The following is a 13,978-nucleotide window of genomic DNA, read 5'->3' as shown; positions in this document are numbered from 1 at the left end:
GCTCAAGCCGCCTCGGTCACGAGTTTCGTATTGAAGTAACTCTCCATTGCTTCAGCGCCGCCTTCCGAGCCGTAGCCGGAATCCTTGATGCCTCCGAACGGCAGCTCCGGCAGCGCCAACCCATGATGATTGATCGACAGCATCCCACTTTCGATATCGCGAGCAAGGCCTGCGCTGGTCCTTGCCGAAGTTGTGTAGGCAAAGGCCGCCAGGCCGTATGGCAGACGGTTGGCCTCCGCAATGGCAGAGTCGTAGTCCGAAAATGCACTTACGATCGCCAAGGGGCCGAATGGTTCTTCGCTCAGCACGCGGGCATGCTGCGGAACGTCGGTGAGAACCGTCGGCTGGAAGAAGTTACCGAGATTGCCGATCCTTTTGCCGCCGGTCGCAATCTTCGCACCACGCATCTCCGCGTCTGCTATCAGCGCCTCCATGGCCCCTACCCTCCTCGCGTTGGCAAGCGGTCCCATGGTGACGCCGTCGCTCAATCCATCGCCGACTGTGATCGCCTCGGCCGCCTTTACCAGGCCATCGAGGAATTTATCGAAGACGCGTTGCTGAATGAGAAACCGGGTCGGCGCGACGCAGACTTGTCCGGCATTTCGAAATTTGGCAGCGGCCAATAGCCTGACGGCGAGATCGATATCGGCATCATCGAAAACGAGCGCAGGCGCATGGCCTCCGAGTTCCATAGTCACCCGCTTCATGTGGGCGCCGGCCAGGGAGGCCAACTGCTTTCCGACGACGGTCGATCCGGTGAAGGAAATTTTCCGGATAACGGGGTGCGGGATCAGGTGATTTGAAATATCGGCCGGAATTCCGAAAACGAGGTTGAGGACGCCCGCCGGCAGACCCGCATCGGCAAAGGCGCGAACCAGTTCGGCGCAGCTCGCCGGCGTCTCCTCCGGCCCCTTCAATATGATCGAGCAGCCGGCTGCAAGGGCGGCCGCGACCTTGCGCACAGCCTGGTTCAGCGGAAAGTTCCAGGGACTGAAGGCCGCTACCGGGCCGACAGGTTCCTTGACCGCCATCTGCCTGACATTGCTCGCTCGCGGTGGGATCAGCCGGCCGTAGGCACGGCGGGTTTCCTCGGCGAACCAGTCTATGATGTCTGCAGCCGCGGCTGCCTCCGCCTTGGACTCGGCGAGCGGTTTTCCTTGTTCCAATGTCATTATTCGAGAGATCGCCGCAGAGCGTTGGCGCAGGATCTCGGCCGACTCACGCATCAGCTTTGCCCGGTCGAACGCACTTATGCGCCGCCACTGCTCAAACCCGGCGGCGGCTGCCGAAAGCGCTTCGTCGAGATCAGGAGCGCCGGCATTGGAAACACGGCCGATGACTTCGCCCGAGGCCGGATTGACGACAGGCAGATCGTCGTTTGAACCCTGCCTCCAGCGGCCATTGATATAAAGTTGGGTACTCGGATACGCCGACATTCAGCTCTCCTGCTGTTAGTAACCGAGCGCGCAACCATCTTTTCGATGATCGGAGGCGCCGAGCAGTGTGTTGTTTTGATCATCTATCCAGATCGCCTGGGCGCCGCCGATCGCCCAATTCGGGGCGACGACCTTAAAGCCGCGGGCTTCGAGCTCACGCCCGATCGAGGTTCTCAGAAGCGCCTCGGTTTCGATCGATGCCGTGCCGGGAAGCGGAAAGAGCCGAGGCAGATCAATCGCACTTTGTATGTCCAGATTGAACTCGAACAGCTTGGAGAGGAAGTGGGCGTGGCCCATCGCCTGATAGTGCCCACCCATCACACCGAACGACAAGACGCTCTTGCCATTGCGGGTGACCAGACCCGGGATGATGGTGTGCATGGGCCTCTTGCGCGGCCCTATCGCGTTCGGATGCCCCTGCCTCATACTGAAGCTCTGCCCGCGATTGTGGAACAACACACCGCAATTCGGCGCCATCAATCCGCTTCCGTAAGAATGAAAGATCGAGTTGATGAAGCTGGCGACATTTCGGTCCTTGTCGACAACCGTAATGTAGACAGTGTCCGCATGCTCTGCGCCGTCGATAACGGCCCCGGCATCGGCGATGGTATTCAGATCGATCCTGGCGGCAAGGCTGTCGGCGAGTTCATCGGATAACAGGAAGTCGACCGGAACGTCTGAGGCCGCCATGTCGGCAACCCATCGATCACGAGCCGCATAAGCTAGCCGCGTGGCCTCGACTTCGATGTGCAGATTGTCCACACCAAGCGGATCGCCTTTGCGTTCGAAACGCTCCAAGATCTTCAGGATCATCAGAGCGACGATGCCCTGCCCGTTCGGTGGACATTCATGCACCGTCCATCCCCGAAATGTCGCGCTGACGGGCTTCACATATTCGCCGGCAGTTGCGGCAAAATCCTCAACTGTATGGAGGCCGCCAAGGGAATTCAGCCGGGCCACCATGTCGGCTGCCACCGGACCGCGATAGAAGCCGTCACGGCCCGACGCTGCGATCGTTTCCAGCGTCTGCGCCAGTTCCGGCTGATGTTGAACCGATCCGACCGGCGGAGCCCGATCATCGATCAGGAAAAGGCGACGGGTCGATGGATCGCGCAGCAGCAGGTCCCGTTGGTTAGAGATGTCGGCGGCAACCCGTGGCGTGATCGCATAGCCGTCGCGAGCCAGTGCAATTGCCGGCGCAAGAATTTCCGACAGCGGCATCCTGCCGTGATCGGCAACGAGGCGGGTCCAGGCGTCCACCGCCCCAGGAACGGTCACCGCATGCGGCGATGACCGCTCGATCGAACTGATGCCGTTTTCCTGAAACCAGTCAAAATGCGCCGCCGCCGGCGTGCGCCCCGAGCCGTTATAGGCAATGACATCATCATTTCCATTCGACGCCAGCAATGCAAAGCAATCGCCGCCTATGCCGGTGGATCCGGCCTCCACGACACATTGCACGGCACAGGCGCCGACTGCGGCGTCGATGGCCTTTCCGCCGGCTTTCAGGATCTCGATCGCAGTCAAAGTCGCCATCGGGTGCGATGTCGCGGCCATGCCATTGCGGCCGACGGCCATCGATCTTCCCGGCAATTCGAAATTTCGCATATCGTCGCTTCCTTCGCTCAATAGAGGCCGGTTGCCCTCGCCCATGTATAGGTATCATCCAATGCGCGCGTGGAGCGATCGAACAATTCGTGGATTTCTGCCTCGGTGATGATGAGCGGCGGGCAAAGAGAGTAGTTGTCGCCAAGGGCGCGTGTGATGACGCCATGGAGCTGAGCCTGCTTGCCTGCGTGAATGGCAATGCCGTCCGTCGGCTTGAACGGCTCTTTCGTTTCTTTGTTGCGAACCAGTTCAAGGGTGCCGATGAGTCCACGACCGCGAGCGTTTCCGACGAGCGGATGGTCGCCAAGTTCGTTCAACCGCCGCTGGAATACCGGGGCGATGGTGCGGACGTGGCCAAGGATGTCGCGTTCCTCGTAGATTTTCAGGGTTTCCAATGCGACGGCCGTCGCGACGGGATGGCCACTATAGGTGAAGCCATGGCCGAATGTTCCGATTTTCTCGCTCTCAGCAACGACTGCGGAATGGATCTTTTCATTGATCATCAGTGCCGAGATCGGCTGATAGGCGGCAGAAAGCTGCTTTGCCATGACGATCATATCCGGCTGGAGCCCAAAGCTTTCCGAACCGAACATCGTACCGAGCCTGCCAAAGCCGCAGATAACTTCGTCGGCGATCAGCAGTACGTCATATTTCTTGAGGATTGCCTGGATCTTCTCGTAATAGGTTGGCGGCGGAACGATACAGCCGCCGGATGCCATCAAGGGCTCGGCGAAGAACGCGCCGATGGTCTCCGGTCCCTCTGCGAGGATCATCTGTTCAAGCGAGTGGGCACAGCGCGTGGCGAATTCTTCCTCCGTTTCGCCCGGCCGGCCATAGCGATAAAACTCCGGGCAATCCGTATGCAGCACCCGATCAATCGGCAGATCGAAATCGCGGTGATTGTTCGGCAGTCCGGTCAGGCTTGCCGAAGCGATGGTCACGCCGTGGTAAGCCCGCATGCGCGAGATGATCTTCTTCTTTTCCGGTATGCCGATGGCATTGTGATAATACCAGACAAGCTTCATGGCCGTGTCGTTGGCCTCGGAACCCGAATTTGCGAAGAAGACTTTGGACATGGCGACTGGTGAAAGCTGAATAAGCCTTTCGGCCAGCTCGACCGCCGTCTCATGCGTTTTGCCGCCGAAGCTGTGATAGAAAGGCAGTTCCTTCATCTGGCGGGTCGCCGCGTCTACCAGACGTTGTTCGCTGAAGCCCAGCGACGCGCAGAACAGCCCGCCGAGACCTTCGATGTATTTGTTGCCTTCGCTGTCGACGATATGGATCCCCTCGCCCCTGGTGATCACCAGCGGGCCGTCCTTCAGATGCTGCGAAGCGTTGGTATAGGGATGAAGAACAAACGCAGCGTCCCGGGATTCGACGGAATTGAGAAGGATGGTCACAGAGGTTCTCCAAATGTGGATCTTATTCATAGGCGACGCCTGGCAAGCTGCACCGGCAGCCGGCGCGACCTAGTCGGTGCACCAGCTGCCAATTGCTGCCGAGGGAGCTTTGCCGCTTAATCAATCAAGGGATGTCTTGATCCATTTCTGCGCAAGCTTGTTGATCGTGCCGTCGGCTTCCGCCGCTTCGATCGCCGCGTCGAACATCGACTTCAACACCGTATCGTCCTTACGGATCCCCGCCGCGATCCCCTGTCCGAAGACCCCGCCTTTGAAGGTCGGGCCGGCGATCTTGTAGTCTTTGAAGTCGTCCTTGCCGAGCGTTGCAGTCAGTGACGTTTTCTGGGCAACGACGGCGTCGATGCGGCCGGCCTGGAGGTCGAGATCATGCTGCTCGACGGTCTTGTATTCTCTCGGATCGACAACGCCCTTGAAATAGCTGTCGAGAAAGGCGGCGTTCGCCGTCGATACCTGCGCGCCCACGGCCTTGCCTTTGAGGGCGTCCCGAAGCGGCTGTAATTCCTGCTCCACCTTCGCCTTGTCGGCGGCGAGGTCGACCGTCGTCCCCGTCCCCGGCAGATCGGCGAGAGGGCCGGTTTTCTCGACCATGAAGGTGGCGGCGGTCGGGGCATAGGGCTTGCTGAAGGAGATGACCGCAAGGCGTTTTTCGGTCACGATCATCGAGGCCATGATGGCGTCGAACTTTTTGGCCGTAAGCGATGGAATAAGCCCATCCCAGTCCTGCGCCACGATGGTGCATTTCACTTTCATGCGGGCGCAGAGGTCGTTGGCGAGATCGATCTCGAACCCTGCGAGCTTGCCGTCGGGACCGGAAAAATTCCAGGGCTCGTATGCGCCCTCGGTCGCAATGGTGATCTCGGTTGGTTTCGTCTGCGCAACGGCAGCGCCGGCCGAGATGACGCCGAGCAGAGCGGACGTCAGAAAAAGCTTTGATACTTGCATGTTTTTATTCCCCTTTTGGTGCGCCATGCCCTTTTCCCAGGCAAGGCGGTTGCAGACTCCGCGACGTCCGTAAGCTAGGACGCGCGAACCTTGATTGCCTCGGCCGCGAGGCAGAGGAGTTCGAACAAAACCTGAGCGGCAATTTGCGCCGTATTCGACGTCGGGTCGTACTGCGGAGCGATCTCGACAACGTCGCCGCCAACAATGTTCAAGCCGATAAGACCGCGCAGAATGCCCAGGGCCTGCGCCGAGGTCAGTCCGCCTACCTCTGGCGTTCCCGTCCCTGGTGCAAATGCGGGATCGAGAGAATCGACGTCGAAGCTGACATAGGTGGGCCCCGCCCCGGCGATCTCTCGCGCCTTGGCGATGACGGCGCTTATGCCGAGATCGCCGACCTCCTCCGCATGAATGACGGTCATGCCGGACGCATACGAGAATTCCCACAGATATTCGGAATTGCCGCGAATTCCGATCTGGATCGTCCGCCTGGGATCGAGCACACCGTCCAGAACCGCCTGGCGAAACGGTCCGCCATGGTGGAATTTGCATCCCTCGAACGAACCCCCCGTGTCGCAATGGGCGTCGATGTGGATCATCCCCACAGGACGATCCCTGCCGACCGCCCTGAGGATCGGAAGGCCGATAGAGTGATCGCCGCCGACTGCCAGGGGCACGACCCCCGCCTTTATCAAGCCGCCGACAAATTCTTCGATATCGTCATGGGATGCAGCTAGATCGAAGCGGCTTTTGAACGGGACATCGCCGACATCGGCAACACGTGCATGGGCGGTCGGGACGGTCCGCAAGACATGATCGTAAGGGCCAACCCGGTCGACGTTGCGCACAGCCCGGGGCCCGAACCGCGCTCCAGATCGGTTCGTCACCCCGAGATCCATCGGAATACCGAAAAGCGCAATATCTATATCAGCAAAGCTGGGTGCGGCATCTGGACGATATGGCGCTTTCAGCAATGTCGGGACGCCGCAGTAAGGCGCTTGGCGACGATCGCCCTCGCCGAAGACCATGTCGGCCACCTTGCGGAACTCCGGATCGAACATCTCACCGCCTGAGGCGTTCGAAAAGCGCTTCCGCAGTTCGTCCAGATTGAGAATCTCTGGCATCGGACCTCCACGTGTTGCGACCAGATCGCCAGCGACTTTGAAAGCCGGCGAAAAGACGATTGCTTGTTGTAGCCAACATTGTATACATAATCGTATTCTTCTTGATCGAGCAAGAGGGAAAAAGTTATGGTGACGCTCACCGAGCGGTGAAATGGACCGGAGACGGAAGGGGAATCGATTGGAATCGACCAAAACGGAACAGCGGGGATCGTTGCGTGAGAGCACCTATTCGCAATTGAAGGACCTGATCCTCACCGGCCAGCTTCGCCCCTCCGAGCGCCTTTCGGAAGTGACGCTCGCCAAGCGCTTCGGCGTCAGCCGAACACCGCTGCGTGAAGCGCTGATGAAGCTGGAAGAAGAAGGGCTTATCGTCGGTCAGCGGAATTTTGGTTACACGGTGACCGATCTCGACGTCACGAAGTTCTGCAATCTGCTGGTCGTCCGCGAAGCGCTCGACGTTTGTGCGGCGCAACTCGCCTGCGAGGTGGCGAGCGAGGAAGACCTCGATAGGCTCAGGGGCGTCATTGCCCAGATGGTCGAACTCAAGGATACGACCAACAAGACGCCGTCTGACGCGGCCCGCAACCTCGATCTTGGACTATACATCCATCGCGTCATCGTGGAATCGACCCGAAACGAGGCCCTCGTCAGGGTGACGGATCAAGTTTATCAGCAGCTTCGCCTGGCCCTTTGGCTCGAAGTTCTCTGGGTCGATCTGGAGCATACGGACCTCGACGAGCACCGGGCGATCGCGGACGCCATCTGCGCACGCGACCGGGAGGCGGCGGCCGCGGCCGCGCGAGCGCATGTGCAAAGCTCGCTCAAAAACATGTCGAAGCTCCAGCGCATCTGGGCGCATCGGCGAGCAGCCGACTGACGCAAACCCGATCCTTCTCAAAGAGGTCCCCGCATGGCACCCATCGACAGTTACCTTGCTATCGTCGGCTTCGGGCAGACGGGTTGGGGTTGGCTCCTCCTCACTGCAGCGGCCATGACAATCGGCGTATCCGTCTGCGGCTTTCTGGCCGGAACGGTGATCGGTACGATGATCACCTTCATGCAGCTGTCCCGCCACATGGCCATTCGCTGGCTTGCGGACTGTTACACCACCGTTCTGCGCGGCGTCCCGGACCTTCTGGTCATCTATCTTTTCTATTTCGGCGGCAGCGCATTCCTGGGATCCTTGGGCGGCCTGTTCGGCTATCAAGGGTTCATCGGAATGCCGGCATTTCTCACCGGAACCCTGGCGCTTGGCGTGGTTTCGGCGGCCTATCAGGCTGAGGTATTTCGCGGCGCCTACAGGTCGGTTGCACGCGGCGAAATCGAAGCTGCCAGCGCCGTCGGCATGCGGCGATGGCCCAAATTCAGGCGCATCGTCGCCCCCCTCGTCCTGCGCTACGCTATTCCGGGTCTCGGAAATACCTGGCAACTGGTGCTGAAGGAATCGGCATTGGTCTCCGTCACCGGTCTCGTAGAGCTCCTGCGCCAATCGCAAATCGCTGCCGGATCGACCCGCCGCCCCTTCGAGTTCTATCTGATGGCCGTCGTTCTCTATCTCGTCATCACCTGGTTCTCTTCAATCCTGTTCAGACGAATGGAAGCTCGAACGACCCAGGGCATACGGGGAGCGTTGTAATGGATACCGGCTTTCTGTGGGATACGTTTCTCACGCTTCTAAGCGGTTTGCCGCTAACGCTTGAGCTTGCCGTTACGTCCATCTTGGCAGGAAGCATCTTGGCGCTTGCGATCTCGCTCCTGGCCGTCACGGGCGGTGCAGTGGGTCGAAACATGACCAGTGCTTATGTCTTCGTATTCAGAGGTTCGCCCCTGCTGGTCCAGATGTTTCTGATCTATTATGGCCTAGGCCAATTTCGGCATGAACTGCAGGACCTCGGCCTGTGGGGCTTCTTTCGCGAACCATACTGGTGCGCGGTGCTGGCGCTCACTTTGAACACCGCCGCTTACTGCAGTGAGATTTTCCGTGGCGGCCTGCAGGCCGTTTCCGTCCAGGAGATCGAGGCGGCGCGCGCATGCGGCATGTCGGGCGTTCTCTTGTTCAGACGGATCATCCTGCCGATTGCCATCAGGCATGCCCTGCCCGCCTATGGCAACGAAATCATCCTGATGATCAAAGCAACGGCACTCGCGTCTGTGATCACGATCATGGAAGTCACCGGCTGGAAAATTGATCGCCGACAGCTTTCGCGCTTTCGAGATATTCATCGTCGCAGGTGCGATCTACCTTGCGATCATTTTCGTCGTCACACGAATGCTCATGGTGGTCGATTTCTGGCTTTCGCCTCATATGCGCATGCGGCTGCAATCTTAAACGGGAGTGTGCATGTCTGACAGGGGAACAGGTTTGGTCAGCGACAATAAGGACAAAAGCGCTGCCGTTTCGGTCAAGGATCTTCGCAAATGCTTCGGCCCGCTGGAAGTCCTTAAGGGAATTTCGCTTGAAGCACATGAGGGGGACGTGATTTCCATCCTCGGCTCATCCGGCTCCGGCAAATCGACGATGCTGAGATGCCTCAACATGCTCGAAATCCCCGACAGCGGGGAAATTCGCATCGGTGGCGAGATGTATGCTCTGAAGAAATCGGGGCATAGAACGGTGCCGGCTGACCGCAGGCAAGTCGACCGGATGCGCGAACACATCGGCATGGTGTTTCAAAATTTCAACCTTTGGTCGCATATGACGATCCTGGAGAACGTAATCGAAGCGCCGGTGCACGTGCAGAAGCGCAACCGGGCGGAATGTATCGCTGAGGCCGAAGCTCTGCTCGAACGGGTCGGCATCGCCGAAAAACGAAATTTTTATCCGGCGCATTTGTCTGGCGGGCAGCAGCAACGCGCTGCGATCGCCCGCGCTCTCGCACAGCGGCCGAGGGTCATGCTGTTTGACGAGCCGACCTCGGCGCTTGATCCCGAACTCGTCGGCGAAGTGCTGAAAGTGATGCGCTCTCTCGCTGAGGAAGGTCGGACCATGCTTGTCGTAACCCACGAAATGGCCTTCGCGCGAGACGTGTCGAGCAATGTGGTTTTTCTTCACCGGGGCGTCGTCGAAGAAGCAGGGGAGCCCACCGAGCTTTTCACGCATCCGAAATCGGATCGCTTCCGCCAGTTTCTGGCAGGGACGAGGTGACCTCGTTTGACCTCCGACGCCGATAGCAAGAGAGCCCGGCGTTCAACGGCGATCGTCGTTCTGTGCCCTGATTTGATGCTTGCGGGCACAGGGCAACAGGTTCATGCTGCTCTTCTGTTGAGGCCCGTTGGTTGCGGCTGATATAGCCGTCGCATACCGGGTTCGTGAGACGCCTGCGATGGATTGCGCTGGCTGCGGTTTCGATATTCAGAGCGGTTTTGCTTTCTGTCCGCGATGCGGCGCAAGGCAGCCCCTCTCCTGCGCCGCCTGCGGCTATGCGTGTCAGCCCGATTTTGCTTTCTGCCCCAAATGCGGTGCATCGATCTCAGGTAGAGCCCCGCCTGCGCCGAAGCCGACTATTGAGCTCGTGCCGGCGAAATCCGACGGCGATGCCGACCGACGGCCGGTGACGGTGCTGTTTGCCGATCTCTGCGGCTTCACCACGCTGAGCGAGCAGATCGACCCCGAAACCATGCGGGCGCTGCAGAACGAATTGTTCGAAGAGATGACCCGGGCGGTGGAAGCCTATGGCGGCTTCGTCGACAAGTTCGTCGGCGACGCCCTTCTGGCGCTGTTCGGCGCGCCGGTTGCCCACGAGGACGATCCGGTGCGGGCGCTTGGCGCCGCGCTTGATATGATCGACCGAGCCGCCGCGGTCGGCACACGCTGGCAGTCGCGCGCCGGTGTGCCGCTGCGCCTGCATATCGGCATCAATAGCGGCCCTGTCGTTACCGGCGGCTTCGGCGCGGTCGGCGCCAAATCCTATTCCGTGACCGGCGATACGGTGAACACCGCCCAACGGCTGCAATCCATGGCCGGCGAAAACGATATTCTTGTCGGTCCACTGACTTACCGCCTCACCCGGCATGCCTTTGCCTTCGACAGCCTCGGCGCGCAGACCTTGCGCGGCAAAAGCGGAAACGTCCACGTCCATCGGCTGACCGGGCTGCTGGACGCGCCGCATACAGCGCGCGGGCTCGAAAGTTTCGGCCTTCAGGCGCCGATGATCGGACGGGATGCGGAATTGTCGCGGCTGCTCGCCTGCCTCGATCTCGCCTGCGACGGTGCCGCGCAGCTCGTCCGCCTGATCGGCGAAGCGGGTATCGGTAAGTCGCGTCTTGCCACCGAATTCGTCGGGATCGCCGCGAATGCGACCCGCTTTCCTGGCCTTGCCATCCGCAAAGCCACCTGCTCTCCCCTTGGCGAACAATCCTACGGCACCCTCGCCGCGGTCGTGCGAAGCGCTTACGGGATCGGCGAGCGCGACGATCGCGACAGGACACGACAGCTGTTGACGACGGGGTTTCGCGCACTCGATCTGACGCAGGACGATGTCGACGGGCTCCTGCCGCTTTTTCTGCATGTGCTCGGCCTCGGTGATCCCGATGGCGCGTTGCGCCACATCGAGCCGGAGCAGTTGCGGCGGCAGATCTTCTACGCGATCCGCACCGTCTTCGAGCGGCGGCTGGCGCAAGGCCCTCTTCTGCTGGTCATCGAGGATCTACATTGGGCAGACGCGGCTTCGTTGGAAGTGCTTCGTTTCATGATGGATCGGCTGGAGCGCAGCCGGCTGATGCTGCTTGTGATCTACCGGCCGACATCGCAGACCGACCCACTGAACTCCAATCGCGTCAACGTCACCGTGCAGCGTCTTGGCCCACTCGCCGCGGCCGACGGGCAGAGGCTGCTTGCCGCCTTTTTTGGCGAGGCGCATGGCAAGCTACCGGTCGCAATGCGCAAACGCATCCTCGACCGCGCCGGGGGCAATCCGCTCTTCATCGAAGAAATCCTGCGTGGACTGATCGACATGGGCACGTTGCATCATGACGGTGAGCGCTGGCATGTTGCGGCCGACGACACGGATGTCGCCATCCCGGTGAACCTGCAAGCCTTGTTGCTTGCCCGCGTCGATCGTCTGCCGCAGGAGATGAGACGGTTGGCGCAGGAGGCGGCGGTGGTCGGCCCGAAATTTGATACCGCCCTGCTCCGCGCCGTCGCCACCGAGCCGGCCGCCATCGATGCCGCGCTGGACTATCTCTGCGATGCCAATATCATCGAGGAATTGCGCGGCCCCGATGCCGGCGGGTCGCCCGGCTATCGCTTCAGCCAAACGCTGATGCACGACGTCATCTACCAGAATCTGCTGCTGCAACGGCGCATGGAGCTCCATGGCAGGATCGGCCGGGTTCTGGAGCGCCAATATGGCCTGGCGCCCGAGCGTCCCGAGCATCTGGCGCAACTCGGCCATCACTTCAGCCTCACGACTGATAAAGCCAAAGGCGCAGCCTACCTAATGGCGGCGGGTGATCAGGCGCGCAAGACCTATGCCAATGACGATGCGATGCGCCTCTATCGTCAAGCCCTCGCGGCCTTCGCTGACGAGCCGGAGGTGACGCCGGAGCAATTGGAGCTGCTGGAGCGCCTTGCCGATCTCTGCGGCCCTGCCGGCCGCCGCGACGATGCCTTGACCTATTATCAGCAGGCACTTGCGATCCACCGCGCCAACGACGACCGGATCGCCGCAGGAAGGATATTGCGAAAGATCGGCCGCCTGCATCTCGATGCGGGGCGCCGCGACCAGGCGGAGACGCATTGCGCCGCCGCGGAAGCGATGATTGCGACGATCGATGCCCCGGTCGAACATGCCCACCTACTGCAGGAGCGCGGCCATCTCGCCTTCCGCATGGGTGATCAGGCCGCCGCCGCCGAGTGGGCGACACAGGCGCTGCAATGCCTGCAGACGCTGCCGATCGACGGCACGACCGAAGCCGGTCGCGAGGCAGCCCGGGCGATGGCGGAAGCGTTGAACACCAAGGGTGCCGCGCTCGCGCGGCTCGGACGCCGGCGCGATGCCGTGCAGGAAGTGGAGCGCAGCCTCTCGGTCGCCGAAAAAGCCGATCTGCAAAGTGCCGCCTGCCGCGCCTATTCCAATCTCGGCGTTCTCTACACGATCGTCGATCCGGCCAACGCCATCACGATCTGCCGCCGTGGCCTGGAGGTCGCAACCCGCATCGGCGATCTCGGCTTTCAGGCGCGCCTTCTCGCCAATCTCGCAGTGTCCTGCTGCACCTTCACCGATCGCTGCGCCGCCGAAGGCGTGCCGGCGGCGGAAAAGGCAGTCGAAATCGACCGGGCGCTCGATCAGCGCGATCATCTATCCGTGCCGCTGATTGTCCTCGGCCAGATCCACCAATGCCATGGGCAGCCGAAGCTAGCTCGTAAGTATTACGAAGAAGCTCTTGAGGTTGCTCAGGAAATAGACGAGCCGCAACTGCTCTTTCCGTGTTATGATGGCTTGGCGACGTTGAGCCTCGAACATGACGATATGGACGAAGCGGAACGGTACTTCACGCTGGCACAGAATGTGTGCATCCGCCACAACCTCGACCCAGGTACGCTCGTCGTCTTGCCGTTTCTCGACTGAATGGTTCGCGTCGCAATAACCTTGCAATATCGAATCCATCAAGAGATTCAAACATATAATGGGAGGAATGAACAATGCAAGAGAACCGCGCCGATAGACCATTGCAGCCTGGAGATCGCGCGCCAAACGTGGTGCTGGATGCGATCACCCGCCAGGGCAAGATCGCCATCGACGACTTTCGCGGCCAGAAGCCGCTGCTCGTCGGCCTGTTCCGGGGACTGCATTGCCCCTTCTGCCGCAGGCAGATCGCCGCCATGGCCGAACTGACCGCTGCATTGCAGGAGAAGGGCATCGACAGCCTGACCGTCGTCAATACCCCAATCGAGCGAGCCCGCCTTTACTTCCGCTACCACCCGCTTCCCAACCTGCTGGCGGCCTCCGATCCCGAACGGGTATCGCATCGCGCCTTCGGCCTGCCGCGCGTTCATTTCACCGAGACCGAAAACGAGTGGCCGCACAAGGTCAGCAAGGACACGGTGATGTCGATGCGCGTCGACATGCCGGGCGAGCTTCCCGAACCGATGAACCCGATGGCGGCGATGGAAATTCTCGACAGGGCCGACGGCTACGAAATGACAGAGGATGACAAACGGATGCTCGTCCCCGGCGAAGGCCAGCTTGTCGGCGAATTCCTGCTCGATCGCGATGGCGTCGTGCGCTGGTGCTTTACCGAAGTCGAGGAGGCCGGCCGTCATATGTTCGGCGTTCCCGCCCCTCGGGAAGTGATGTCGGCGGCGGCCAATATGGCGGTCTGAAGCGGCCGCCTTAAATCGCCTGATCCGAAATTGGAAGCCGGCGCCCGCGGTCGGCGAAGGCGTGTCCGGGCGGCCTCTTGTCGATATCCGGACGTCGCCGCGCCATCCATGGCACGCTCGCCGGCC

At 60.6% G+C, this 13,978-nt stretch carries 10 protein-coding genes and 1 pseudogene; 6 read left to right on the top strand and 5 right to left on the bottom strand.

Annotated elements, in window-relative coordinates:
* Positions 1-2 precede the first annotated feature (2 nt).
* The 5 genes from EFR00_RS04240 to speB all read right to left on the bottom strand — a co-directional run bounded on the left by EFR00_RS04240 (position 3) and on the right by speB (position 6,528).
* The gene (locus EFR00_RS04240; RefSeq protein WP_077993633.1) at positions 3-1,436 is read right to left on the bottom strand and encodes an NAD-dependent succinate-semialdehyde dehydrogenase; all 1,434 of its coding nucleotides are present in this window, start codon (positions 1,434-1,436) and stop codon (positions 3-5) included.
* 15 nt (positions 1,437-1,451) lie between these two features.
* Entirely contained in the window at positions 1,452-3,044 is a 1,593-nt protein-coding gene (ggt, locus tag EFR00_RS04235) for a gamma-glutamyltransferase (protein WP_077994073.1), read from the bottom strand.
* A gap of 17 nt (positions 3,045-3,061) precedes the next feature.
* A complete protein-coding gene (locus EFR00_RS04230) occupies positions 3,062-4,444 on the bottom strand; it encodes an aspartate aminotransferase family protein (RefSeq protein WP_077993637.1) in 1,383 nt (460 codons plus the stop codon).
* Between the two features lie 120 nt (positions 4,445-4,564).
* Complete coding sequence (locus EFR00_RS04225; protein WP_077994075.1) at positions 4,565-5,407, bottom strand: transporter substrate-binding domain-containing protein; 843 nt, start codon at positions 5,405-5,407, stop codon at positions 4,565-4,567.
* A gap of 74 nt (positions 5,408-5,481) precedes the next feature.
* A complete protein-coding gene (gene speB / locus EFR00_RS04220) occupies positions 5,482-6,528 on the bottom strand; it encodes an agmatinase (protein ID WP_077993639.1) in 1,047 nt (348 codons plus the stop codon).
* A gap of 151 nt (positions 6,529-6,679) precedes the next feature.
* Here speB and EFR00_RS04215 point away from each other — a divergent pair, with 151 nt between their 5' ends.
* From EFR00_RS04215 to EFR00_RS04190, 6 genes and pseudogenes are all read left to right on the top strand, one after another.
* Entirely contained in the window at positions 6,680-7,405 is a 726-nt protein-coding gene (locus EFR00_RS04215; protein WP_039619746.1) for a GntR family transcriptional regulator, read from the top strand.
* A gap of 33 nt (positions 7,406-7,438) precedes the next feature.
* Positions 7,439-8,164, top strand: coding sequence for an ABC transporter permease (locus EFR00_RS04210; protein ID WP_077993641.1), 726 nt, complete (start codon positions 7,439-7,441; stop codon positions 8,162-8,164).
* Positions 8,164-8,857 (top strand): annotated as a pseudogene (locus tag EFR00_RS04205) (ABC transporter permease). The gene EFR00_RS04210 and the pseudogene EFR00_RS04205 overlap by 1 nt, the downstream one beginning before the upstream one ends.
* A gap of 12 nt (positions 8,858-8,869) precedes the next feature.
* The gene (locus tag EFR00_RS04200) at positions 8,870-9,673 is read left to right on the top strand and encodes an ABC transporter ATP-binding protein (RefSeq protein ID WP_077993642.1); all 804 of its coding nucleotides are present in this window, start codon (positions 8,870-8,872) and stop codon (positions 9,671-9,673) included.
* Between the two features lie 178 nt (positions 9,674-9,851).
* Positions 9,852-13,097, top strand: a complete 3,246-nt coding sequence (locus tag EFR00_RS04195; protein WP_077993644.1) for an adenylate/guanylate cyclase domain-containing protein — start codon at positions 9,852-9,854, stop codon at positions 13,095-13,097.
* A gap of 74 nt (positions 13,098-13,171) precedes the next feature.
* A complete protein-coding gene (locus EFR00_RS04190; RefSeq protein ID WP_077993646.1) occupies positions 13,172-13,852 on the top strand; it encodes a peroxiredoxin-like family protein in 681 nt (226 codons plus the stop codon).
* Positions 13,853-13,978 lie beyond the last annotated feature (126 nt).

It is taken from the genome of Rhizobium sophoriradicis (genome assembly GCF_003939025.1).
GTDB classification, from domain to species: Bacteria; Pseudomonadota; Alphaproteobacteria; order Rhizobiales; family Rhizobiaceae; genus Rhizobium; species Rhizobium sophoriradicis.
This window is presented reverse-complemented; position numbering and strand designations above follow the sequence as displayed.